This is a genomic window from Acinetobacter sp. PFS20 (assembly GCF_052261015.1).
GTDB lineage: Bacteria > Pseudomonadota > Gammaproteobacteria > Pseudomonadales > Moraxellaceae > Acinetobacter.
On record NZ_JBPVZE010000001.1, the window covers coordinates 1,317,264 to 1,342,269 of the forward strand.

Consider the following 25,006-nt stretch of genomic DNA (forward strand, 5'->3'; position numbering starts at 1 on the left):
AAACGGATGAATTCATTCAAGGGGCGTTTTATACCAAAAATACGATTAAAAGACAAGCGGAATTGGTAAAAACGAGGCATGATTTAGTATAACAGATCATGCCTTGATCAGTTAGCGCAACAAGGTTTTCGAAATGAAACGATGAATGGGCTTATTGAACGGTGGAAGAATGTATTTCAGGCTATAAAGTTTTGGATTGGACATTACCGAACGTTCATGAGAAAGGCTAAAAAAGCCCTCTGGTCCGTGATATTTACCCATACCTGATGCACCAATTCCGCCAAACGGTAAATCATCTTGAGCCACATGGGTAATCACCATGTTGATTCCGAAATGTCCTGAGTGGGTATGCTGTGCAATATAGTCAGCACGCGCCTGATCATAGTCAAAATAATACATCGCTAAAGGACGTGGTCGACTATTAATGAATTCGATAACTTCTTCTATTTGGTCATATTCTAAAATTGGTAGGATCGGACCAAAAATTTCATTTTGCATAATATCCATGGCAGTCGTTACACCTGTAACTAAAGTCGGCGCAATTTTGCGGATATCATCTAAAATTTCATTTTGAGGATTAATTTCAACAATACGAGCACCTTGATCGCGGGCATTTTCAAGATAGCCCTGAATGCGGTTGTATTGCTTGTCATTAATAATAGACGTGTAATCTTGATTGTTACGGAAATGTGGATACATGCCAGCCACAATCAATTTAAAGTTTTCGATGAACTCGGCAGTTTTTCCACGTGGCAAGAAAATATGGTCAGGTGCAACACACGTTTGACCCGCATTCCATAATTTACCTACAGCAATGCGTTGAGCCACATCTTTCATATCCATAGATGCATGTACAAGAGCAGGAGATTTTCCGCCTAACTCAAGAATAACAGGAACCAGATTTTGAGCTGCGGCTGCCATGACTGTTTTACCAACAGAGGTTGAGCCTGTGAAAATCATTTTGTCAAAAGGCAAATGACTAAAAGCATCTGAAATAACGCCGCCACCATTTACTACAGCAACTAATTCCTGTGGGAAAGCTTCTGCTAATGCACTTTCAAGAACTCGCCCAAAATTTGGAGAGGCACTCGAAATCTTGATCATGGCATGGTTGCCTGCTGCCAGTGCGCAAATTAATGGCCCAACTGAAAGAAGCAATGGGTAATTCCATGGTGTAATAATACCAATTACACCCATAGGTTGATATTGTACCCAACCTTTTGCTGGCTGATGTAATACACTGATATGGCGTTTTGAAGGTTTCATCCACGCTGTCAGATGTTTACTGTAATATTTGATTTGTTCCAAACTGGTGAGTAACTCACCAATTTTTGTTTCCATAATTGCACGATTGCCATAATCGAGGTTAATTGCGTCAGCAATCTGATCTTGATATTTTACCAAGACTCTTTTAAGACGAGCTAAACGATCAATACGCTCTTTAGCAGTGGGTACCGGATGACGTAAATAAGCAAGCTTTTGTTGTTCAAGCAAATCATGTAAATGCTTAACATCATAAGGTAGCTGAGTCTCTGGATTTGTTTTTGTTTGACTGTTCATCGGTACTTACCAAATACATTGATATGTTTATTTTTTAGAGTAAATACTCTAAATAGTCAAGACAGTTTATGTGTTCAAGTCTTAACCATGTGAATTATTAAAGGTTATTAAAATGTCTCAACCTAAAGCTCTGAAGACAAAAGACCGGATTTTACAAATCAGTTTGCAGCTTTTTAACGAGCGAGGTGAACGGTCAGTTACAACCAATCATATTGCTGCGGAGTTAGGTATTAGTCCTGGAAACTTGTATTACCACTTTCGGAATAAGCATGAAATCATTAAGGAATTAATGTATCAATATCAGGCCGAGACTTTAGAATTGCTTTCTTTACCTGAAGATAGACCATTAACGACCAATGATAAAATCAACTATTTTCAGGTGCTCAGTGGTCAATTATGGAGTTACCGTTTTATTCATCGTGATGTGTATCATTTAGTTGAAAGTAACGAAGACTTTAAAAAGATTTATCCGCGTTTTGCAGGGCAGGTGATGCAGCAGGGGCAAAAGATTTATCAAGCTTTTGTAGATGCAGGTCTTATGAAAATGACAGCTTCGGAAATTGAAGCCCTCATTATTAACCTCTGGATTGTATTAACAAACTGGACAAACTTTTTGTATATGTCTGGTCATATTAGTGACAATAACCATTTAGAAGAAAAATGGGTTTGGCAAGCATTACGCCAAATGGTTTTCCTTGAAGGTCCTTATCTTATGGGTGAAAGCCGAGCAACTTATGAGCAGTTGCTTGAATCTCTTGGCCCTTCAGATCTATTTGCTAGCTTATCGTCCTTAAAAGACGAATAGTTGTGCTTGTTTATTTAGGGCGCTAGAATACTCGGCCTATTAAAAAATTTATCTCAATTAAGTGATATTAACCAAATGAATATGACCACTGCCAATACAGCCCGTTTACTGATTACTTGTGAAGACAAGCCAGGGATCGTACAAGCGGTATCGAGCTTTTTGTATCACCAAGGTGCAAACATTACCGCGCTTGATCAGTATGCGACGGAAGCTCAGGGCGGACGTTATTTCATGCGTGTTGAATTTGAACTTGATCATTTACAGTCGCGTAAAGATGCATTAATTCAAACTTTTGCTGCGAACGTTGCTGAACGTTACGGCATGCAATGGCGTCTTGCTTTCGTTAACGATGTTAAAAAAGTTGGTATTTTAGTTTCTAAAGTTGACCATGCCTTGCTTGAGTTGTTATGGCGTCATGCACGTGGTTCGTTACCTTGTGAAATTACTCATGTCATTTCTAATCATGAAGATTTACGTGAGTCTGTTGAAAACTTCGGTATTCCATTTACTGTAATTAAAGTCACTAAAGACAATAAAGCTGAAGCTTATGCGCAAATTGATGAAATGATGCAAGGCAATGATTTATTAGTTCTTGCACGTTATATGCAGATTTTAAGCGAAGATTTTGTTGCAAAATGGGAAATGAAAATCATCAATATTCACCATTCTTTCTTGCCAGCTTTTGTGGGTGCCAATCCATATAAGCAAGCTTATGAAAAAGGTGTGAAGTTGATTGGTGCGACAGCTCACTATGTAACTGCTGACCTTGACCAAGGTCCAATTATTGAGCAAGACGTTGAGCGCGTGAGTCATGACTATAATGTTGAGCAATTACGTGAGCTAGGTGAAGATGTAGAGCGTAATGTATTGGCTCGTGCAGTGAAATGGCATTTAGAAGATCGTATTATTGTTGATGGTAATAAGACCGTTGTTTTTTAAGTAACGGTTATTCTAAAAAAGCACGCTTCTTGCGTGTTTTTTTATATTTAAAATAAAATTGAAATAATATAACATATCAATAATAAGTGGGATTATCATAAAAATAGATCTGATCATGGTGTAAATAGCTCAACTATTTAAGTTTGGCTAAACAAATTGTGAACATGGCATATCTATTGATGTAACTATGAGAAAACTAAAGTAAACATACTGAACAGGCATGAAGCTATGACAGAGAGTAAATGTTTTTCTCAAAAAATAGTTGCAAATGAAAACACTTCTCATTTATTATTGTGGCACTTTATTGTTCTATCCGATGTTTGAAATCGTTTCTATAAATAGAAATCTGAAATCATCATCCATTAGGTAATTAGATTCTTATGAGTCAATCTTCCGCAGCCTTAAACGCTCCCAATCCGATGAAAAAGAAAGTCATCACAGCACTAATTGCAGTTGCAATTGGTCATATCGGGGTCTTATGGGCAGTTAGCCATATTAAGCCTGCTGAATTAAAGCCAATCGATAAGAAACCTTTACAGGTACGTTTCGTAAAAATTCAAGAGCAACCTAAACCACTACCTCCTAAGCCAAAGGAACCGCCTAAAAAGCCAGAACCTAAGAAAGAGGTAAAAGAAGTTAAAGTTGTTGAAAAGCCTGTGACACCACCGAAAAAAGTGGAAAAAATTCAACAGGTGAAAAAGGCTGAAACACCAAAAGAAACAGTAAAGACAGAACCTAAAGTTGAAACCAAAGTGGTAACAACGACTGTTTCTGAAAAAGTCGTTGAAAAACCAAAGCCAGTAGTACAAGAAGCACCTAAAGCTCAACCCGCTCCAGATCCATCACCAAAACGAGTTTCAATTGGTGGTTCGGGTGTACAGTGGAGTCGTTCACCACGTTTAACAGTTTCTTCAAAAGATTTACAAGGCGAAGCACGCTCTGTCATGGTACTGATTGAAGCCGATGAAAAAGGCAAGATTATTAATGTACGAGTGACGAGAAGTAGTGGTATTCCAAGTCTAGATGACAAAGTTGTCCGTGCTGTTCGCGGTGCGAAATTTAAACCTTATATGGAAAATGGTGTTGCTTATCCAATTAAAGCAGAGCAACCCTTTGATTTAACCCCTTAAATGAATTTGAGTCCCAACGGCTAACCTTAATCAGGAGTTCATATGAACTTTTCAATCTATTGGCAACATGCAGATGCAGTGAGTAAAACCCTGTATTTCATCTTATTGGCAATGTCGATTGCTACTTGGACAGTTTTCATCTTACGTTTGATGGGGACTCGCCAATTAAAGCAACAAGCTTATGCTCAACTTTCTCAGGCTATCACTTCGCTAAAAGCAAAGTTACAACCTTTAAGTTTTGAGCAGCGTAAAGCGGTTGCGGAGCAAGCTCTACTTCGTCAAATTTCTGCTGAAAAAGTCAATGCTGAAAAAGGTATTTCTGTTTTAGGAACAATTGCTTCAATTGCACCATTCGTTGGTTTGTTTGGTACGGTATGGGGTATTTTCCATGCACTTGTTGCAGTAGGTAAAAGTGGACAAGCAGGTTTGGCTCAAGTGGCTACACCAGTAGGTGAGGCGCTTATTATGACGGGCCTTGGTCTTGCAGTTGCGATTCCTGCGGTATTGGCATATAACATTTGTGTACGCGCTAACCGTGGTCTTGCTCATGATTTACAAGATCAAGCGCACAGCTTATTAATTGATACGATGTTGCAGCAAGACTCAACTGTAAAGTCTGATGTTAAAACTGCACAGCAAAGTTATGTTGGAGGTCAAGCTTAATGGCTTTTCAATTGGGTGAAGACCACGATAGTGGCATAAATGAGATGAACCTCATTCCGCTAATCGACATTATGTTGGTGTTAATGATCATCTTTTTGGTCACAGCAACAGTTGCCAACCCATCGATTCCATTAACGCTTCCTAAAACAACTGCTGAAATTATTGATCCACCACCAAAAGCAATTACGATTAGTATTAATGCAAATGGTGAAGTGGCTTGGGATACTCAAGTAATTAGCCTTGATGAGCTTCAAAAACGTTTTCAAGAAGCAGGTCAAGGTGATGTTAAACCGACAGTTCAGCTTCGTGCAGATAAAGAGTCGAAGTACGATACTGTTGCTCAGGTAATGTCTCGCGCCAGTGAAGCCGGACTGAGCGATATTGCCTTTGTAAGTGAAAACTAAAATTTAGTTTACTTAATAAAAAAGCAACCAATTTGGTTGCTTTTTTATTGTTCTGATTTATTGATCTTTCATCAGATGCTGGAATTTACTATATAGCTTAAGCAGCTTAGGTGGAATCGCAAAGTTGCAATAACCTTGTGAAGGATTCTTTGCATAGTAGTTCTGATGATATTCTTCTGCCGGATAGAAGGTCGGGACAGGAGACAGCTCAGTCACAATATCAAGATCATCATTTTTTAGAGTCTGAATCGTGTGTTCCGCTGCCTGCTTTTGCTCTTCATTATAATAGTAAATAACAGAGCGGTATTGTGTGCCGATATCATTACCTTGGCGATTTAAAGTCGTTGGATCATGAGTCGCAAAGAACACGTCAAGTAACTGGGAGTAAGTTACTTGTTCTTCATCAAAGTCGACTAAGATCACCTCAGCGTGCTGGGTATCTCCTTGACATACTTGCTCGTAGGTAGGGTTAGTCGTGTGCCCACCTGCGTAACCACTAGTTACTTTTTCTACACCGCGTATTTGTAAAAATACAGCTTCGACGCACCAAAAACAGCCGCCGCCAAATAATGCCTGTTGCATTGTTTTTCCCTCTATTTCCTGCCTATTACAATAGGGTTTATGTATTTAAAATACAAAGTAAAGCATGTATAAAAAAGTAAAGAAAAGTGCATTACTTATTTCATTTAGCTTTAGGTAAACCTTGTCGAACGATTTGAGAGAAGTGTTCACTACTCTGATCTGAAAGCTGTTCAAAATTTTCAGTACGTGGATTGATATGTGCAATTTGATACCACTGTTTTAAACTGACATTTTGATTAAGAGCTTTAAGATCATATAAATAATTAGGTAAGTAACCTGAAGCGATTAGACGATAATCTTTAGGAAGTTGGTATGGGTTAATCGCTTGAACCATATCAAAAATTAGAGTTGTACAGTTACTCGTGAGCGTATTGTACCACTCTGGTTTTGTACGCAACTCATCTGATTTTTTTAGATATTCTAAAAATAAAGCTTTTTGCTCAGATCGTGGCATATTGATAGGAAAATTATAAACTTGCTCTTTGCGGATGTTGCTACGCGTATAGACAATATCTTTCTCATCAGAAGCAATTAAGCTCAGTTCATATTTTCTAAAAAAACCACCGATTGCCGAAAACTCTTCAGTTTTTTCTTTGCGAATCTCGATTGAGAAGACTAAAGGTTGTTGATGTGCAAATTCGAAGCTGACCAGTGTATGGGCAATTTGTGGTCCCATCCAGTAAGAGGCAATGATGTTTATTCCATTTAACTGGTTGAGGTCAAAAGTTCGGGTTTCCCAGCGAACATCATAGGTTCCATCAGGATGCCAATTAAAGTTACGGACATTATGCAAAGTGACTACATCGCCGTGCTTTTCATAGCTCAGCATATTGGCAACTTCAGGGTTCCAGTCACGATCTTGGCGTGCAGTAATTGAAAAATACCAAACGAGAGAGCAGGCAAATGCTAAAAGGTAAATCAGGATATCTGTACGGCGGCTAACAAGATGGCCTTCAACATATAAGCCAGCCATACTCAGCGCAAAAGCAATCCAGATGCCAATGAGTATGCGGCTGCCTAGCCAGCCAAAAGGCTGTTGAACCCAGAGTGCTACGCATACCCAAATACTAGAGAACACAATAAACAGCGTGAATAGACTATGTAACACCCCAAAAAGTAGAGCAATAATAAATTCACGTGTTCCGATATTGTGCATAGGCATCCATTGAATTATTTTTTATAAGTCGCAAACTCGAATGAAGTCCCTGATTTTTCATCAACTTGCTGTTCACTTGCAGTTTTATGAAATTCACTCGGTATTGTTGGATAATGTGCATCACCTTGCACATCTAAGTCAACATGAGTAAGTTCAAGACGGTCTGCAATTGACAGAGTTTGCTTGAATATCTCACCGCCGCCAATGATGAATAACGCTTGTTTTTCAGTATTTTTTACATCTTCTAAAGCTGCATTTAAAGCATCTTCAATTGAATAGGCAATTTTAACACCGTCAAATTGCCAGTTAATATCACGGGTAATGACCCAGTTCACACGGTTTGGTAGCGCACGGCCCATAGACTCAAGGGTTTTACGACCCATTACGACCACACCACCTTGTGTGATTTCTTTAAAATGTTTTAAGTCGGCAGAAATATGCCATGGCAACGCATTGCCTTTACCAATACAGTGGTTTTTGTCCATTGCCACAACGTGAACAACTTCTACATTTTGCCATGCCATAATCTTATTCTCTAAACCGTAACCTAATGAAATTTGAGTCGTCGTTATACTGCAACTGGTGCTTTAATTGCAGGATGCGACTCATAACCTACAATTTCAATATCTTCAAATTTGAAATCAAATAAGTCTTTTATTTCTGGATTTAGTTTCAATTGGCAGAGTGGTAAAGGCTCACGTGTCAATTGAAGTTGTGCTTGCTCAAAATGGTTGGCATACAGATGTGTATCACCACCAGTCCATACAAAATCACCGACTCCTAAACCGCACACTTGAGCAATCATATGGGTGAGTAGAGCATAGCTCGCAATGTTAAAAGGCACACCTAAGAACACGTCTGCGCTACGTTGATAAAGTTGGCATGACAATTTGTTATCTTGTACAAAAAATTGAAAAAGCGTGTGGCAAGGTGGTAAGGCTACTTGTCCCGCTTCATTTGGGTTCCAACCAGAGATAATTAAACGGCGTGAATTTGGGTTGGTTTTAATTTCATTAATTAACCATTTAATCTGGTCAAAACCATCTTGGTTATAAGTACCATCCGCCTTTTTTGTTGCACCGAAATTACGCCATTGATGACCATAAACAGGCCCAAGCTCATGTTCTGGGCGGCCAAAACGAGCAGTTTGTTCTGCCGTTGCCCATTCGTCCCAAATTGAAACTTTATTGTCTTTTAGATATTGGACGTTGGTGTCGCCTTTTAAAAACCAAAGTAACTCAATCACGATAGAACGGAAGTGAACTTTTTTTGTGGTGAGTAAAGGAAAACCTTTAGAGAGATCAAAACGCATTTGATGACCAAATACAGAACGGGTTCCTGTGCCTGTACGGTCGCCTTTGTCACCGCCATTATCAAGGATATGTTGTAGTAGGTCTAAATATGCACGCATAACACTCTCGAGTTCGGATTAATTCCATAAAATAAAAGGGGGGAGATAGCTCAATGATAAATAATTACGCAATAGAGCTGCTTCATCATGAACCATTGAAGATGATACCTGTTGTAGCTCAAGATGAAAATCTAAAAATAGTTCTATGACATTTCAATGAACGTAATTATTCAAATCGCTTGGCACGATTTTGATAAATTGAAACCAGAAAAAAACCAACCAGTACAAAGCCTAAAGCTTGTATCATTACGATCCAATTGTGCTGAGGTGGTAGCATCCACATCACAATAGCAATAATAATGAGAGGATAAATTCTAAGCAGAAACTGAAAGTTAGATTTATATGAGCTGCGATCTGGAATTTTTGTTTGTAAATATTGCCCGAAATGAAGCCCACAACCTAACACAAGGCTAAGAACAGTATAAGTCGGCGATAATGGCTGGACTTGATTGGCTGCATAAATTGCAATACAAACAACAATAATGAAAATGAGTTTGATATGGCGCGGAGCGTTGTACCAATAAGCCAACATGAAAACCAAACCTATTTTTTAAAAAGCGATTGAGGTGAAAAAATAAAAGCAGCAAGTGCCATAAAAGCAATTCCTTGCACACCCCAGACCAGCAAGTTCGGCATTGTTTTAACAAAGATAAGTGCGAATAACAGTGCGATAGGGATCCAAGTCAGCAGGCGGTAAAGCAAGCCAGTCGGATTTTTTTGAGCAAAATGTAATTTAAAATAGCGGCATATTAAAAAGATAACGCCAGTTCCAGTAAACATTAAAATTGTTTCTAAGGGCAAAGGCTGGTACTGATATAGCGCAATACAAATGGCCAAAGTAATAATTAAAATAACTAATTTTTTAAATGTCGGGACTTGTGTATCAAACCAGAATTCCAGCATGGCATATCTTCATTTTTGGGAGAGTAAAAACTGTAGCATAAAAAAGAGGAGCCGAAACTCCTCTGATTTAGATGTTAACTGTTCTTTTGAGGGCCCCAGTCATAAATTTTCTTTTGGTAGGCATACCACATCATCCAAAGACCAATAAGCAACATTGGAACTGTGAGAATTTGTCCCTTGGTCATCCAGCCAAACAGAATAAAGCCTTGGTCGGCATCAGGTTGACGGAAGAATTCCATAACAAAGCGGGCAACACCATATCCCATTAAGAATAGAGCTGAAACGGCCATGCGCGGACGCGGTTTTGAACTAAACCACCACAAGATAATAAATAAGAGTAAACCTTCACAAATAGCTTGATAGATTTGTGATGGATGGCGAACTAGGTGTAATGGATCTGTTGGGAAGATCATACCGAATGGATAATTGGGGTCGGTTACCGCACGACCATATAACTCTCCACCGATAAAGTTACCAAAGCGTCCGAACATTAAGCCAGTCGGTACACAAGGGGCAATAAAGTCGAGCGTTTGAAACCATGTTTTTTGGTATTTTTTACACCAAAATAGCATAGCAACCATAACACCGAGAAAGCCGCCGTGGAAACTCATACCACCTGTCCAGACTTGAAATAGCCAAATCGGATTTTCAAGGAATTTATCAAATTCATAGAAAAAGACATAGCCGACACGACCGCCCAGAACAACACCTAGGGCACCATAAAACACTAGGTCGGAAACCATTTCTGATGTCCAGCCATCACGTTGTTTGGCACGGTAGGAAGCAAGCCCCCAAGCACATAAAAATGCCAATAAATACATGAGTCCATACCAATGAACTTGAAGAGGTCCTAGATGTATTGCGACCGGATCGATATTAGGATAGGTCAGCATTGCTGCTCCTTGATCTTACGTTTTGACAGATTGTAGCGGAATGATGTGAAAAATGTTGTACATTCAATGTGTAAAGATAGGGAATAAGAAAAGATGTGTATTGTCGCTTTAGCATGGCATGTTCTGGATGATATGCCCTTGTGTCTTATGTCAAATCGGGATGAGTTTTATCATCGGCCAACAGCTTTGCTGCATCAGTGGGAACATACTCCGATTGTTGCGGGGCAAGATTTACAGTCGGGTGGCACGTGGATGGGCATTACGCCTCAAGGTCGATGGGCTGTTTTGACTAACTTCCGTGATGGGCGGGATCAAAAGTCTTATGAGACTTCTCGGGGGCATTTGGTTCAGGCTTTTTTAGAATCTGATTTAATGCCGATTCGATTTGCTCAACAATTAGAACAGCAGCAACAGAATTTTGCTGGCTTTAACTTGTTTATGGGAAATGCTGATCAAGCGGTGTATATGAGTAACCGTGGTGAAGCTCCGCAAGTCTTGGCTAACGGTGTTTACGTGGTTTCAAATGGTTTGATGTCTGAACATTGGGAAAAAACTAAACATTTACGAACACGTTTTACGCAAGAGTTTTTGCCTATGCTTCAGCATCAGACAGAAGAGTTAACTTTGCAACATGCGGCGTGGGATATTCTGGAAGATGAGCGTAAAGTTACAACTGCTTTATTACCCAATACTGGCATTCAAGCAGAGATGGAAGAGTTGTTGTCATCTACCTTTATTCAAAGTCCTGTGTATGGCACACGTTGTTCAAACTTTCTAAGAATGACCAATAATGAATGGCTTTGGTTGGAAAAGACCCAACAAGGCGAGCATAGTGGACAAATCGTTCAGCAGCAGATTCTTTTAAATCGATAGCAATAAAAATGCCGATCAATTGACCGGCATTTTTAATCATCTAAGAATTAACCCGCGATCACACCGCCATCTTTACGGGTAATCACCACAGTTGCTGAGCGTGGGCGTGCAGTTTTATTGTTTGGATCTTTTTGAGTTGCAGGCCAGTTACTATCTGGTGTTGCGTAACTTGCGGAATCTTCGCCAGGGTGTTGAACATTAATAAAAATAGCTTTGTGATCAGGTGTCATGGCAATGCCTGTAATTTCACATTGCTTTGGTCCAACCAAGAAACGGCGTAGTGTTGAGTCTGTAACTTTAGCACCGACTAGCGTTTGTTGGCCATTTGATGTAGTGGCAGTAGTACCATCACCAATTTGGCCCGGTAGTGCTGCGAGCATCATACAGTTAGTGACATCGGTGTAAGCACCATCATCTGTCTGAATCCAAAGTACGCCACGTGGGTCAAACCACATCCCGTCTGGAGAGGACAAATCATTATTGTCGGTTAGGCTAGACAAGTTGATGTTTGAAGCCATCGATGCTTCTGCACCAAACAGATAAATATCCCATTTGAAGGTTTCGGCAGTGGTTTTGTCATCAGTTTCTTTAAAACGGATGATATGACCGTTAACGTTACCTTTTTGAGTGGTTTTTCCATCTTTAAGGTCAGTATAGTTACGCGGGTTCGCAGCATCGGTCGCGTAATCTTTACCACGGTTCGAGTTATTAGTTAGGGTCACATAGACTTCACCGTTTACTGGGTTAACCGTACACCATTCGGGGCGGTCCATTTTTGTAGCGCCGACTGCATCACCTGCCAAACGTGCAAATGTGACAACGTCTGCTTGAGATTTAAATGGGTAAGTCGAATTACTTTCATTTAAGCCATTTTTGCCATATGCAAGCTCAATCCATTGACCTGTACCATCGTTATTAAATTTGGCAACATACAATTTGCCCGCGTTCATATATTTGTCGCCAGCACCATAGCCGCCGTTTACATCTTTGACATCCCACACTGCACTTGAGACAAATTTATAGATGTATTCACCTTTAGAGTCATCACCCATATAAAATGCTAATGGCTGACCTGCAACTGCACGGCAAGCACTATCTTCATGTGCAAAACGGCCTAAAGATGTTCTTTTAACAGGATTCAGGCGGTTATCAAAAGGATCAATCTCGACCATCCAGCCGAATGTATTTGGACCGTTACGATAATCTTGGGTAGCTTGTGCAGTTTTTACATCGGCATTCCAGCGGTCATATAAGTCTTGTGATTCAACTTGACCAATTGCTGTTTCCCAACCGTAGCGTGAACCAGATCCTGCTTTTAAGCCATAGCGTTTCAGTGCAATAATTTCTTCTGGAGTACGTAACGCATCATCAGTCGTACTACGAGCAAAGTAACCAATAAAGTTTTCTTCGGTAGTTAAATATGTGCCCCAAGGCGTATAACCGTTACCGCAGTTATTATGAGTGCCCCGTGTTTGACGACCAGCAGGTGAGAAACGAGTTGCAAGTAAACTAGACCCAGCAGCAACACCTGCAAAATTCATCTCTGTTGAAGCTGTAATGCGTCGGTTAAAAATTGATTTTTTATCAATTATTACTTTTTGAGTTGCTGCATCTTTTTTGATGTGAACAATAGAAACGCCATGTGCATTAGTTTCACGAATGACTTCATCTTCAGGGCGGCGTCCATTAACTTTTGTTGGGCCTTTGGGGTGAAGGAATGTCTGGTTAATATATTCGTGATTCATGACTAACAAACCTTCAGCCGAAACACTTTCATCAAAGTTATTTTTTGACGTATTTAAACCAAAGAAATGCATACCGTCATGGCAGTCGCCTGAACGGAACTGGAAGCTTGGACCAGATGGAATATTATTGTCATCCCAGTCGCCAAAAGCAGGATTGATTGAATCACCTAAAGCGTAAATGACATTTGCTTCATAGCCTTCGGGTACAGTCACGATATCGTTGTGGTTTTTTGCAACTGCTGTAAAAGTTAATTTTTCTGGTTTTTTATTTGGATCTACAGGTGGGATTCCACCGTTGTTAGAACCTGAGTCATCATTACTATCATTACAGCCTGTTAAAGTAGAGGCTAAAGTTAAAGCTACAGCACCGCTTGCTGCTTTAGTAATTAAACTACGGCGACTTACATGTTGTTCTAAAATGTCGCGGAAGTGGATATTGTCAGAAGTATTATTGTCCAGTTCTTGATCTTCATGATATGGCGTCAGCTCTGTCATGGGAAATTCCTAAGTAAGTAAAGAAAGAAATAAAGAGATTGTTCTAAAAATCTTCATTAGCTTAGTTGGGCAATGTGACGAGGCTTTGACGTTTTGATGATAGGTTTATGAAATAATTGATCGTTTAGTCAAAAAAGAAACCTGCACAAGGCAGGTTTCTTCTATTTTGGTGAAAGAGATTACTTTTTCACAACAGATGGAGCAATTGGGTCGGCAGTGATATAGCCAACCGCCGCTGCAAATTTATTGCTGTAGTTTGTATTAATGGCTGTATCAATTTGCGAAAGTAAATCTGCACTGATACCAGTACGAACACCATTAGTTTCTTTATAGAAACGGTTCCATTCATCACCTGGATGTTGGAAGTTACTCATGATGTAAGTCCAGCCGTTTACTTCATCGACTGCGTGTAGACCAGTTGATTCTGCACCTGCTGGTGTAGACAAGATACGGATGAGCTGTTTAGTGTCGACATTGTAAGCCCATAAGAAGTTATTTAAATGGTTACCAGAGTCTTCACCGATAAATAACGTACGTAGCTTTTCAGAGAACTTCAAGTTGTCAGGGCTAGCAATTTGTTCTGGGTCAGCAGTGTTACCTAAGCTGTCAAAGCTAATGTCTTTACCTTTAATGAGAAGACTAGATTGGCTAGGTACCCATTCACTATTGATTGCGGCATTTGAGCTGTCTTTTTGGCCGCCTGTCAGTTTATGCTCCAAAATACCACCAGCCGTTATTTTCGGGAATTTAACGTTGTGCTCAGCAAGGTAACCGCTACCACCTTCAACCATTGAATCAACAATGTTAGCTAAAGCTGAATATGCGCGTTTATCTGCAATATTTACAGTTGTACCTTCGTTCTTGGTCAATGCCATTGAAGCACCAACGTAAGCTGCATAGCGGTGTGTCTCAAGGAAAGCCGCTGCAAGTTTAGTTTTGTCGCTGTTATCTTTAAGCTTGAGATAAACACCAGTTTTGCTCAAATAAGTAAATTTAAAACCTTGAGCTTCTAATTCTGCTTTTTGAGTAGCTTGTTGTAGTTTTATACGATCTTTCGCAGCTTTCGCTAAAGCTTGTTGTTCAGGCGTACCTTTATCTCCAGCATCAATGGCTTCGACTTCTGCTGTCGTTGCATCGCTTGGATATTTGGCAATTTGTAGAACCGATTCGAAAATATCAGTTCCTTTGATACCGCTCTTGATGAGGTTTTCAATCTCTACACTTGTTGCATGACCAAGCTTGATCCATGAGATTTGACCAGTCGTTGTATCTGTAAGTACTGTTGTATATTTTGCAACGTAAAGTGTGCCGGCAGATAGGTCTTTCTCTTTATCTGCAACGAACATGAAGAGACCACCATTGGTATAGTCATCACCCATCAAAACTGTACGGTTGTCTGGGAAAACTTGTACAAGCTCATGTGAAATACGGCCTAAACAGTAGTGCTTTGTCACACGACCCGTACCATCTGCATTTACGGTAATTTCTGGTAAATGACCGTAGTTATATGGGTTAGCCGCATTTTCATCACCATACACATTTTTACTAAATGCTTTAAGTGTTGAAAGTGATTGACCTAACTTTTGGTTGAAAGCATCTGGCTCATATTCTTCACTCGATAAATGAGTTCCCCAGGGTGACAAGCTTGCACCACAAGTAATCCATAAACCATGCGCACTTGAAGTGTCTACATTGTGATATTTAATTAAAGTCAAATGACCAGTTTTCGGGTCTTGATCTAAAGTAAGCACTGCAATCGGAGATGATAATTTACCGTAAGTATCACCACCATTTTGGTCTTTTGATAAATATTCAAACTGAACCACATGGAACACTGGGTTACCAGTTACACCTAATGCTTTCTTGTCTGCATCTGTGAAATCTTTGCCAGTCGCTTGTTTAAAGCTAATCAGAGAACTACCATCTGGACAGTCAGAGAAGAATTGACGTTCTTTACCTGCAACTGATTTATCAATAATGGGCTGATTATTAATATCAACATAACCGCCCGCAATAATCTTTCCGCCTTTACCATCAGGAACTTCTGTACCTGTTAAAAAGAATGGTTTGTAAGCAAGTTGATATTCAGTTTTGCTGCCATCTTCCCATGAAATAGCAAGCTTTGATGCACATGCAGTTGTTGCCATCTCTGCTACAGTAGAAGGCGCAGGCATTGACGTGAACGTTGCATTTTTAAAGTTAATTAGTTTTGATGGAATGGTAACGTCTGAATCATCATTACTATCGTTACATCCTGCTAACGTTGCTGCCGTAGCCATCGCACCTAATGGAAGAAAAGGGATCCCCGTAAACCATTTTAAAATGTCGCGACGTGTTGGGTGGTTAGAAGCAGTTGTCATAATAAATCCGTAACTTTTGTGAGTATATTTGTTGAGTTGATTCTATGGACTGGAAATGACACTTTTCTTACATTTTTAAGTCACTTTGAAGACAGTTTATTGCTTTGTAAATTAAAAAGTGGTCTATAAAAAAAAGCCTGAACTTAGAGGTTCAGACTTTTTCTTAAATATTATTTCATTCAGCGGATTGAGCTTTTCTTTTCTCAAGAATTTTACCGAACAATAATCCAAGTTCGAAAAGCAACCACATCGGGATTGCCAACATCACCATAGAAATTGCATCAGGTGGTGTAATAAACATTGCAACGAAAAAGCATCCTACAATAATAAAACGTCTTTTTTCAGCAAGACTTTTTGTATTTACCACACCTATTAAAATGAGTAGGAGCGTCGCAATTGGAATTTCAAAAGTGACACCAAAAACTAAAAACAGCTTTAAGCAAAAGCTTAGATAGCTATTAATATCCGTCATAGGTGCAACAGTTTCAGGCGATACACTAATAAAGAAATGTAAAATTGCAGGAAGTGTAATGTAGTATGCAAAGGCAACTCCGGCATAGAACAAAACAATACTACCGATGAGTAAAGGCAGCGCTAAATGACGTTCTTTTTGATATAACGCAGGGCGAACAAAAGTCCAGATTTCATAAAGAATAAATGGCATTGCCAGCACAAGCGCAACAAATAAATTGAGCTTAAAAGGCGCCATAAAGGTTGCAGTTACATCTGTTGCAATCATTGACGATGATGCAGGAAGTTGCAGTCTTAAAGGTTCAGATAATAATTGGTAAGTGTTGTTTCGAAAGGGTAATAAGCAAAAGAATAAAAATAATGTTACCCCGACAATCCTAAATAAATGACGTCTTAAAACGACCAAATGGTTCATGATGGGCATTTGGTCTAAATTTTCTTGCGTATTTACAGTCGTTGAAGGCAGTTGGTTCATACGGCAATCTTCAATTTAACGGGAGGTGTTTCTAAAGTGTCGCTTTGAGGTGCCAAAGGTGTAAATCTGGCAAGAAAGGGCACTTCATAATGACCCGATACAGGGGAGTACATCGTAGACTGAGATATAGTTTCAGCTACCTCAGTTTTTTCTGAATTGTCTGAGGTAGTCTGTTTTTGTATTTCTTCAAGTTGTTGTTGTACTTTGCGTTCTAGTGCTTCAATGCGGTTGAGTTCTTCTTGCATTTCTTTTCGAAATTCAGAAAGACGCAACTCTTGATCAATCTCATTTTGCAAATTGGTAATATAACGTTTTAGGCGAACATACCAGCGACCAGCAAAGCGTGCGGCTTCTGGTAATTTATCTGGGCCTAAAACTAAAATTGCAATAATTGCAAAACAGAGTAGCTCTGTCATTCCTACATCAAGCATGGTGGAAAACCTTTAGCTTTTCACTGATGTGCTGTCGGGGGTTTTGACTTGGGCATCAATTGTACGTGGAGTATTAAGAGCAGCAGTTTCGTCTTCTTCACGAACTGATTTTTTAAAGTCTTTTACTGCACCGCCTACGTCTTTACCGATATTTTTTAATTTAGATGTACCGAATAATAAAATAACGACAATTGCAAAAATAACGACGTGCCAAATAGATAAACCGGCCATGATCTTATACCTCTTTTCAGTTTGCTTTATATCAACAGGTTGCCATGACAGGAATGTGACACTTATATGTCACTTTTAAGACAGTGAATGGGGGTAAAGCCTAAGAAGATAATTTTCATAGAGAAGTTATTTAATTATTTAATTTATAGGCAGGCCGATATCGGGCGCTTAAATTACTTGAAATGGAAAGTACATTTCACTTTGAAAAGGTGTAGCATAACAAACTGATTTTGATGGGGGAGAGGAGAAAACGTGGCGTTGTTATTGCCAATATTGGCGTTTATCACTGGACTTTTACTTGCTCAGACTTCTCTTTCAGAAACGATAAAACCTGTTCTTTCAGCTTGGCTTGCCCGCTTACTGATTCCAGTTGTGATTATTTACAACATGGTATTTTATCAGCCGGGTAGTTTGAGTTTGATGCTCTTTAGCTTCGGTTCAGCATTTCTTATTTTCTTTGCTTATTTGGCTTTATTTAAAGACAGATTATTAGCGCTTTGCGTAAGTTATACCAACATGGGCTGGCTCGGTTTTCCTTTTGCCATGGCTTTATTTGGTCCTGATGCTACGGCTCCAATTGTTGCGCTATATATTGGTATGTCTCTTTTTGGAAATGCATGGGCTGTTACGGCAGTTACTACAGCACCACAAAGTAAGCTCATCATATTAAAAAAGGTTTTAACTTCTCCTCCGTGTATTTCAATCTTTTGTGCACTTGTGCTCAGGTTGTTAGGTGCTCAGCATATCGAGCATCCTGCCATACATTGGGTATATGAGGTTGCCAAGTTCGCAATGACATTTGCTGGAATGTGTGTATTAGGAATGTGGTTACGTCGTACTCGAGTGCATTTAAAAGACTTAATCTACAGCACCAAAGCTCAAGCATTTAAGGTGGTGTGTGGACTTATTCTTTGTGGCTTAATTTATAGATTTCTACCGATTCCAAATATAAGTCAGCAAATTGGAGTCATGTTTTTAATGTTCTGTTTGCCACCAGCAGCCAATATTGTAGCGCTAGAAACACATTATCAAGGAACAGGAAGATCTGCGGCTTATATCGCTTCTGGGACGATTGTGAGTTGTGTGTGTATTGCGATTTATGCAGTGTTTTTGCACATGTTCGTCTAATTAATTATTTAATTCTAACCCTACGCTTGCTTGTGTGAAGGCGGCATGGATGCCGCTAGTTAGACTGTGGCACAAGGACGTGCCATCAGTCTAACAAAAGATTTTTGCTTACTTTTCATCTTTGAAAAGTAAGGTTTGCCTATACAAAGCTGAATACTCTCTAACGTGGTATTCAAAGGCTATATGGAAAAAAATTATACTAAACTTTCTCTAAATAACTGCATCGCTTGTCCACGATGACTAATCTTATTCTTGTCTTCTTTAGAAAGTTCAGCGCTAGAAACTTGTAGCTCAGGTAACCAGAACAGTGGGTCATAACCAAAGCCATTTTCGCCACGTGCAGCTTCTAAAATTTCGCCGTGCCAGATGCCTTGGAAAATTTGTGGTAAAGGGTCTTCGGCATGCGTCACTAAAGCAAGTACACATACAAACATACCTTCAATCACTTCACCATTTTTACGGTAGGGTAAAAGGTCATTTAATAATTTTGCATTATTCGCTGCATCGTCACCATGTTCTCCAGCATAGCGTGCTGAATAAATACCAGGTGCGCCGCCTAAGACTGGTACACAAATACCAGAGTCGTCAGCCATAGCAGGTTTACCTGAAATTTTAGAAGCATGACGCGCTTTAATAATAGCATTTTCAATAAAGCTTAAGCCGTCTTCGACTGCATCGGGAATATTAAGGCGACCTTGAGGAATAATTTCTACAGGTAACTTAAGCTGTTCAAAAAGTTTTTCAAACTCAGCGACTTTACCTTTGTTATTGCTGGCAAGAACTAAACTGCCCTGATCAAACCAATGTGGGGTAGACATAATAAAACCAAACTTTATAGCTAATATCGAACGTGAGTTATGTTACGTGTTTTTTAAGAGGGGATATAGAGGGAAATAAATAGAATATAAAATGGGACAACCTAAACTAAAGCCACCTTATAGAGTATACAAGGTGGCTTTAGTCGAGTAAGGTTTTTTACGGATGAACCGTTATTATTGTGCTTGAATCCATTTGTCTGCACGGTCACGCGCTGTACGGATTTGTTCTTGAGTTAAGTTCGCCGCTAGAGCAGTTTTCTTACCTTCAGATAGGCTAATCACTTTATTATCGAGCATGCCATCACGAGTTGAAAGTTCATACCACTGGTAAGCACCCATGTAGTTTTTCTTTTGCTCTTCCATCATCGCTAGGTTGTAGCTTGCACGGTTATCGCCATTGCTTGCTGCTTTTTCAAAGTATTTACGAGCCATAGACTCATCTTTTTTAACACCAATACCGTCGGCATACATACGGCCCACGTTGAGTTGTGCTGGTGATAAACCTTGGTCGGCTGCTGCTTTAAACCATGCGAAAGCTTGTTTCTCGTCTTTTGCTACATCTTTACCATATTGGTAGTGTGTACCAAGGTAAAACTGCGCGCCTGCTTGACCAGCTTTTGCAGCTTTTTGAAGGTCATTAACCCCCATTGTTGAAAAGCGTGCAGCCTGACTCGCAACCGATTGTGGCTGGGCGATATAATCTGCATGAGCCTGCATACTTAGCAGTCCTGCAAATAGTGTGCTAAATAATGTCTTTTTCATAGTGCACTCACTCGATAAATAGCGACTTCACCAAACAAATTAGGAACATGTTTGCTTAACAGGCTTCCCTGCTGATTTCCATTGACGGCGAGTCGATTAATAATTTGTATCTGATTTTCCGCACAGAGTGCTTCGAAATCTTTAAATGTACATAAATGAATATTGGGGGTGTTATACCACATATATGGTAGAGCATCCGATACAGGCATCATTCCTTTTAATGCAAGAAAAGAGCGAGTCTTCCAATGCGCAAAGTTTGGAAAAGTAATAATTGCCTGTTTACCCACACGCACCATGTCTCTTAATAAAACATCTGGTGCATCTACGGCTTGCAAAGCCTGTGCCATAACCACATAGTCAAAAGACTGGTCGGCAAAACGGCTCAAACCGAGATTCAAATCTTGTTGAATAATATTTAACCCGCGACTGACGGCAATTGCAATCTTTTCTTGATCAATTTCTAAACCATAAGCACGAATTTGATGCTTTTGGCTCATATGAGCGAGTAATTCACCATCACCACACCCTAAATCGAGTACACTTGAGCCGGGTTTAATCCACTTTTCTGCCAGTTGTTGATCAATACGCATTAACTTGCCTCCAGTGATGTCGATTTTAAGTGTTCTTCACCGCCTAAGAAAGCGCGCATGGTTTTGACATACAGTGGAATCGGGAATAAGAACGAGTCATGGCCTTGCTCAGCATCAATATCGAGATAACTTACTGGCTTATGATTGGTAATAAGTGCATCTACAATTTCTTGAGAGCGACTAGGGGCAAAACGCCAGTCTGTTGTAAAAGAGACAATCAGGAACTGACATTTGGTTTTACCCATCGCTTCTGTTAACGAATGATTGTATTCACGTGATGGGTCAAAATAATCCAAAGCTTTGGTCATGATGAGATAAGTATTGGCATCAAAGTTACGGCTAAACTGTTCGCCCTGATAACGGAGATAGCTTTCGACTTGAAACTCAACATCAAAACCATACATAAATTTGCCAGATTTTAAATCACGGCCAAATTTTTGTTTCATAGCTTCTTCTGAAAGATAGGTGATATGACCGACCATGCGAGCCAAAATCAGGCCACGTTTCGGGTAGCTATCATTTTCTAAATAACGACCATGATGGAAGTCTGGATCAGATAAGATCGACTGACGCGCAACCTCATTAAATGCAATATTTTGTGCTGAAAGCTTTGGCGCACTGGCAATGATGACACATTTTTGTAAGCGGTCAGGATAGTCAACCGACCATTGTAGTGCCTGCATGCCCCCTAAAGAGCCACCAATAACGGCATACCATGTATGTACCCCTAGACGATCAGAAAGCATGGCCTGAGTTTTTACCCAGTCACGTACCGTTACTAATGGGAAATCTGGTCCATAAGGGCGATTATCATTTTCAGGATTTGGTGACGTTGGGCCAGTTGAGCCATTACACCCACCAATATTATTTAGCGAAACTACAAAAAACTTATTTGTGTCGATTGCTTTACCCGGGCCAATACAACTATCCCACCAGCCAGCTTTTTTATCATCTTCATGGTGATAGCCCGCTGCATGATGATGTCCAGATAAGGCATGACAGATTAAAATAGCATTTGATTTATCTGCATTTAAAGTGCCGTAAGTTTCGACCATTAATTCAAAACGTGGCAAAACACGGTCACATTCAAGATGTAATGGTTCTTCAAATTGGAACTTTTGCGGAGTGACTAACCCCACTGAATCAGCTGGAAAAGACACGGGAACATTTCGCCTTTTAAATCTTTCAGGAATAAAAAGAAAGGATACCAAGCTAGGTATCCTTTCCAAAGTCTTTTTTTTAATTAAACAGCGGCGGCAACAACCTGATCTGTACTTAAAACGCCTTGATCAATCAAACGGTTAGTACATGCAATAATTGCTTCAATTGATGAGGTGACTGTATTGTCATGAACACCAGCACCAAATGAACCTCTGCCTGTACCTTTGACTTGAAGTTCAATTAAGGTTAACGCTTTGGCATTTGCACCTGAACTAATACTGCGTTCTTCATAGTTCAATACGTCAATTGGTAACTGAAGTGCATTTAAGAATGCAGAAATCGGTCCGTTACCTTCACCACGAAGTTGTTGTGTTTCACCTTCGACATCAACATCAAGTTCGATGATTTGAGTGCCATTAATGTCAGATAATCTGTAGTTTTTGACTGTGTAATGATGGTTTTTCACATCAACATACGTGTCTTTAAATAAGGTCCAGATTTCTTTTGCGTTAATTTCTGTACCATTATCATCAGCATATTGTTGAACAACCTGACTGAATTCGATTTGTAAACGACGAGGCAACACAACGTTGTAGTTCGCTTCTAATAAGTAAGCGATACCGCCTTTACCAGACTGGCTGTTTACACGAATAACTGCATCGTAGTCGCGGCCCAAATCTTTCGGGTCGATTGGCAAGTAAGGCATGTCCCAGATTTCTTCATTTTTCTGGTACTCGAAGCCTTTTTTGATTGCATCCTGATGTGAACCAGAGAATGCAGTAAATACCAAGTCGCCTGCATATGGGTGACGAGGGTGTACAGGTAAACCAGTACATTCTTCAACCGTTGCAATCACTTCATTAATGTTAGAGAAATCTAACTCTGGCGCTACACCTTGGGTATACATGTTCAATGCAATCGCTGCAACGTCAACGTTACCTGTACGTTCACCGTTACCGAACACACATCCTTCAACACGGTCAGCACCTGCCATAATTGCAAGTTCTGATGCAGCAATACCACAGCCGCGGTCATTGTGGCAGTGAACAGAAATGATCACGCCATCACGACGTGCCAAATTACGATGCATCCATTCAATTTGGTCTGCATAAACATTTGGCGTAGAAACTTCTACAGTCGCAGGTAAGTTTAAAATCACTTTATGATCTGGACGTGCATCCCAGATTTCTGTGACGGCATCACAGACATCTTTAGCGACTTCTAATTCGGTTGCAGAGAAACATTCTGGACTGTACTGGAAAATCCAGTCAGTTTGAGGATACTGTGCAGCATACTCTTTAACTTTTTGAGCAGCATTAATTGCTAATTGTTTTGCACCATTAACGTCTACATTCAACACCTTTTGACGGAAGGTTGGAGAGTTAGAGTTATAAATATGCACAATTGCGCGTTTAGCACCTGCCAAAGATTCAAAAGTACGTTCAATTAAATGGTCACGTGCTTGAACCAAAACTTCAATGTATACGTCATCAGGAATATGATTTTCTTCGATCAACATACGAGTAAAATCGAAGTCAATTTGTGATGCAGAAGGGAAACCGATTTCAATATGTTTAAAACCGATTTTCACAAGCATTTTGAACATTTTGAATTTTTGTTCCATATTCATCGGTTCAAAAATTGCTTGGTTACCGTCACGTAAATCGGTACTCATCCAGATTGGCGCTTTTGTAATTTCTTTATTCGGCCATTGGCGATCTGGTAAATCCACACGTTGGTACATACGGCGGTATTTTTTGCTAGGGTCAGCCAACATCATGAGAAAACTCCTTGTCTCGTAGCGCGGTTGCTCTGGATATATTTAAAAGGCAACGTCTCTACTTAATATATGGTATCTAATTCAGAAAAATTAAAGGTAATTTTGAAGTGCTGCTTTAAAAAGCAGACAAAATTTTTATACGCGCGCGTGGCGCAGCATCAGGAGTTGCAGATGATGTCTTGCTTGAGTAGGCTGGGCAAACAAGTAATTCGTTTTCATCTCTAGACCGTAGAATAATAAGTTTGATGGTTTGCGGGTAATCTTGATATTTAGATATATCACATCTAAACAATGATTACACCTTGTGCAAAATTCTTATCATAATTTTAGTTAAGTTGTTTAGAAAATAATTTTCTAATTTTGCGCTGTTTTATTTTTTATGGAAAATTATTTTCATATTTTTGCCATTTTAAGGTAAAAAATATTATTAAGTCTTAAAAATGCAAAAATAAATAGTGTTACAGTTCTGACCACATACGAATTAAATTATGATAAATGTTGGTGAGCTTCATGACCTCTGGGTAGTTATCGCCGTGTGATTTACGTAATTCTCGAATGCTCTCATCAAGATTAAATAAAAGATGGCGTTTACTATCGTCGCGTACCAAACTTTGTACCCAGAAAAAAGAAGCAAAACGAGTACCTGAAGTAATGCTACTGACTTCATGCAGGCTAGTAGACGGGTAGAGCACCACATCACCTGCCGGTAATTTGACTTCGTGATAACCATAAGTGTCTTCAATAACGAGGTCACCACCTTCATATTCTTCTGGTTCACTTAAAAATAGCGTACAAGATAAATCGGTGCGGAGCTGCTCAGAAGTGCCACGGATAAGACGAATTGAATTGTCCACGTGAAAACCGAAGCTTTCATGTTCATCATAACGATTAAAAAGCGGTGGAATAATTTTGTGGGGTAGGGCCGCAGCCTGAAACACTGTATTTTGCCAAATTGCTTTGATGACAATATCACTCAAATGATGAGTAAGCGGGTCTTGTTCCGAGAGTTGCTGATTTCTTTTAACAGAAGCAGATAAGGTGCCAGCAGTCACTTTTCCACCTACCCAATTGGCTTCTTCCATGAGTTTACGAAACTCGGCAACTTGCTCTTTGTTTAAAACATTGGGGATATGATGAATCACAGCAAACACCTTTTAAATAGATACTTCATTTGTAAAAATAGCCTCGTGACGAGGCTATTTTATATGAACTTTAATTAATTCCATAAATAAATTATGGA

26 protein-coding genes are annotated in these 25,006 nt (G+C 39.6%); 7 read left to right on the top strand and 19 right to left on the bottom strand.

What is annotated here, in order from left to right; all coding sequences use genetic code 11:
• Positions 1–111 precede the first annotated feature (111 nt).
• Positions 112–1,560 (bottom strand): coniferyl aldehyde dehydrogenase, encoded by a 1,449-nt coding sequence (locus ACS125_RS06260; protein WP_174740220.1) that lies wholly within the window; start codon positions 1,558–1,560, stop codon positions 112–114.
• Positions 1,561–1,672: 112 nt separating this feature from the next.
• Between ACS125_RS06260 and ACS125_RS06265 the strand changes: the two genes are divergently transcribed.
• The 5 genes from ACS125_RS06265 to ACS125_RS06285 all read left to right on the top strand — a co-directional run bounded on the left by ACS125_RS06265 (position 1,673) and on the right by ACS125_RS06285 (position 5,501).
• Entirely contained in the window at positions 1,673–2,365 is a 693-nt protein-coding gene (locus ACS125_RS06265; protein WP_004794805.1) for a TetR/AcrR family transcriptional regulator, read from the top strand.
• 75 nt (positions 2,366–2,440) lie between these two features.
• Positions 2,441–3,304 (top strand): formyltetrahydrofolate deformylase, encoded by an 864-nt coding sequence (purU, locus tag ACS125_RS06270; RefSeq protein WP_004794803.1) that lies wholly within the window; start codon positions 2,441–2,443, stop codon positions 3,302–3,304.
• A 380-nt stretch (positions 3,305–3,684) separates the two neighbouring features.
• Positions 3,685–4,434, top strand: a complete 750-nt coding sequence (locus tag ACS125_RS06275) for an energy transducer TonB (protein WP_013199006.1) — start codon at positions 3,685–3,687, stop codon at positions 4,432–4,434.
• Positions 4,435–4,476: 42 nt separating this feature from the next.
• Positions 4,477–5,097 carry a MotA/TolQ/ExbB proton channel family protein gene (locus ACS125_RS06280; RefSeq protein ID WP_004641039.1) on the top strand — a complete coding sequence of 207 codons (621 nt, stop codon included), beginning with the start codon at positions 4,477–4,479 and terminating at the stop codon, positions 5,095–5,097.
• Positions 5,097–5,501 (top strand): ExbD/TolR family protein, encoded by a 405-nt coding sequence (locus ACS125_RS06285; RefSeq protein ID WP_003654800.1) that lies wholly within the window; start codon positions 5,097–5,099, stop codon positions 5,499–5,501. Before ACS125_RS06280 ends, ACS125_RS06285 begins: the two co-directional genes overlap by 1 nt.
• A gap of 57 nt (positions 5,502–5,558) precedes the next feature.
• On the opposite strand, the gene msrA is transcribed toward ACS125_RS06285, so the two are convergent.
• From msrA to lgt, 7 genes are all read right to left on the bottom strand, one after another.
• Positions 5,559–6,083 carry a peptide-methionine (S)-S-oxide reductase MsrA gene (msrA, locus tag ACS125_RS06290; protein ID WP_004794799.1) on the bottom strand — a complete coding sequence of 175 codons (525 nt, stop codon included), beginning with the start codon at positions 6,081–6,083 and terminating at the stop codon, positions 5,559–5,561.
• Between the two features lie 100 nt (positions 6,084–6,183).
• A complete protein-coding gene (locus ACS125_RS06295) occupies positions 6,184–7,239 on the bottom strand; it encodes an Lnb N-terminal periplasmic domain-containing protein (RefSeq protein ID WP_004794796.1) in 1,056 nt (351 codons plus the stop codon).
• 14 nt (positions 7,240–7,253) lie between these two features.
• Complete coding sequence (locus tag ACS125_RS06300) at positions 7,254–7,763, bottom strand: dihydrofolate reductase (protein WP_231761974.1); 510 nt, start codon at positions 7,761–7,763, stop codon at positions 7,254–7,256.
• 44 nt (positions 7,764–7,807) lie between these two features.
• Positions 7,808–8,650 carry a thymidylate synthase gene (gene thyA / locus ACS125_RS06305; protein WP_353155564.1) on the bottom strand — a complete coding sequence of 281 codons (843 nt, stop codon included), beginning with the start codon at positions 8,648–8,650 and terminating at the stop codon, positions 7,808–7,810.
• 166 nt (positions 8,651–8,816) lie between these two features.
• Complete coding sequence (locus tag ACS125_RS06310) at positions 8,817–9,182, bottom strand: hypothetical protein (RefSeq protein WP_443271101.1); 366 nt, start codon at positions 9,180–9,182, stop codon at positions 8,817–8,819.
• Between the two features lie 11 nt (positions 9,183–9,193).
• Complete coding sequence (locus tag ACS125_RS06315; RefSeq protein ID WP_443271103.1) at positions 9,194–9,553, bottom strand: hypothetical protein; 360 nt, start codon at positions 9,551–9,553, stop codon at positions 9,194–9,196.
• A gap of 74 nt (positions 9,554–9,627) precedes the next feature.
• Positions 9,628–10,446 carry a prolipoprotein diacylglyceryl transferase gene (gene lgt / locus ACS125_RS06320; RefSeq protein WP_312820880.1) on the bottom strand — a complete coding sequence of 273 codons (819 nt, stop codon included), beginning with the start codon at positions 10,444–10,446 and terminating at the stop codon, positions 9,628–9,630.
• A 93-nt stretch (positions 10,447–10,539) separates the two neighbouring features.
• Here lgt and ACS125_RS06325 point away from each other — a divergent pair, with 93 nt between their 5' ends.
• Complete coding sequence (locus ACS125_RS06325) at positions 10,540–11,319, top strand: NRDE family protein (RefSeq protein WP_443271105.1); 780 nt, start codon at positions 10,540–10,542, stop codon at positions 11,317–11,319.
• 47 nt (positions 11,320–11,366) lie between these two features.
• On the opposite strand, the gene ACS125_RS06330 is transcribed toward ACS125_RS06325, so the two are convergent.
• From ACS125_RS06330 to ACS125_RS06350, 5 genes are all read right to left on the bottom strand, one after another.
• A complete protein-coding gene (locus ACS125_RS06330) occupies positions 11,367–13,559 on the bottom strand; it encodes a PhoX family protein (protein WP_443271107.1) in 2,193 nt (730 codons plus the stop codon).
• 179 nt (positions 13,560–13,738) lie between these two features.
• Entirely contained in the window at positions 13,739–15,919 is a 2,181-nt protein-coding gene (locus tag ACS125_RS06335; protein WP_443271109.1) for a PhoX family protein, read from the bottom strand.
• A 175-nt stretch (positions 15,920–16,094) separates the two neighbouring features.
• The gene (gene tatC, locus ACS125_RS06340; protein WP_004794778.1) at positions 16,095–16,865 is read right to left on the bottom strand and encodes a twin-arginine translocase subunit TatC; all 771 of its coding nucleotides are present in this window, start codon (positions 16,863–16,865) and stop codon (positions 16,095–16,097) included.
• Complete coding sequence (gene tatB / locus ACS125_RS06345) at positions 16,862–17,296, bottom strand: Sec-independent protein translocase protein TatB (RefSeq protein WP_004794777.1); 435 nt, start codon at positions 17,294–17,296, stop codon at positions 16,862–16,864. The genes tatC and tatB overlap by 4 nt, the downstream gene beginning before the upstream one ends.
• A gap of 12 nt (positions 17,297–17,308) precedes the next feature.
• Positions 17,309–17,527, bottom strand: coding sequence for a Sec-independent protein translocase subunit TatA (locus ACS125_RS06350; RefSeq protein WP_004794775.1), 219 nt, complete (start codon positions 17,525–17,527; stop codon positions 17,309–17,311).
• 252 nt (positions 17,528–17,779) lie between these two features.
• On the opposite strand from ACS125_RS06350, the gene ACS125_RS06355 reads away from it, so the two are divergent.
• A complete protein-coding gene (locus ACS125_RS06355; RefSeq protein ID WP_443271112.1) occupies positions 17,780–18,655 on the top strand; it encodes an AEC family transporter in 876 nt (291 codons plus the stop codon).
• Positions 18,656–18,849: 194 nt separating this feature from the next.
• Here the strand turns inward: ACS125_RS06355 and rdgB are convergent, their stop codons facing one another.
• From rdgB to ACS125_RS06385, 6 genes are all read right to left on the bottom strand, one after another.
• Positions 18,850–19,473, bottom strand: coding sequence for an RdgB/HAM1 family non-canonical purine NTP pyrophosphatase (gene rdgB / locus ACS125_RS06360; protein WP_443271114.1), 624 nt, complete (start codon positions 19,471–19,473; stop codon positions 18,850–18,852).
• Positions 19,474–19,647: 174 nt separating this feature from the next.
• Positions 19,648–20,235 (bottom strand): tetratricopeptide repeat protein, encoded by a 588-nt coding sequence (locus ACS125_RS06365; protein ID WP_034596446.1) that lies wholly within the window; start codon positions 20,233–20,235, stop codon positions 19,648–19,650.
• Positions 20,232–20,825, bottom strand: a complete 594-nt coding sequence (gene metW, locus ACS125_RS06370) for a methionine biosynthesis protein MetW (RefSeq protein ID WP_001217230.1) — start codon at positions 20,823–20,825, stop codon at positions 20,232–20,234. The genes ACS125_RS06365 and metW overlap by 4 nt, the downstream gene beginning before the upstream one ends.
• The gene (gene metX / locus ACS125_RS06375) at positions 20,825–21,985 is read right to left on the bottom strand and encodes a homoserine O-succinyltransferase MetX (protein ID WP_443271118.1); all 1,161 of its coding nucleotides are present in this window, start codon (positions 21,983–21,985) and stop codon (positions 20,825–20,827) included. Before metX ends, metW begins: the two co-directional genes overlap by 1 nt.
• An 83-nt stretch (positions 21,986–22,068) precedes the next feature.
• Complete coding sequence (gene leuA / locus ACS125_RS06380; RefSeq protein ID WP_005302180.1) at positions 22,069–23,766, bottom strand: 2-isopropylmalate synthase; 1,698 nt, start codon at positions 23,764–23,766, stop codon at positions 22,069–22,071.
• Between the two features lie 458 nt (positions 23,767–24,224).
• Positions 24,225–24,908: a Fe2+-dependent dioxygenase gene (locus ACS125_RS06385; protein ID WP_312820873.1), complete on the bottom strand. Its 684-nt coding sequence runs from the start codon at positions 24,906–24,908 to the stop codon at positions 24,225–24,227.
• Positions 24,909–25,006: the final 98 nt, after the last annotated feature.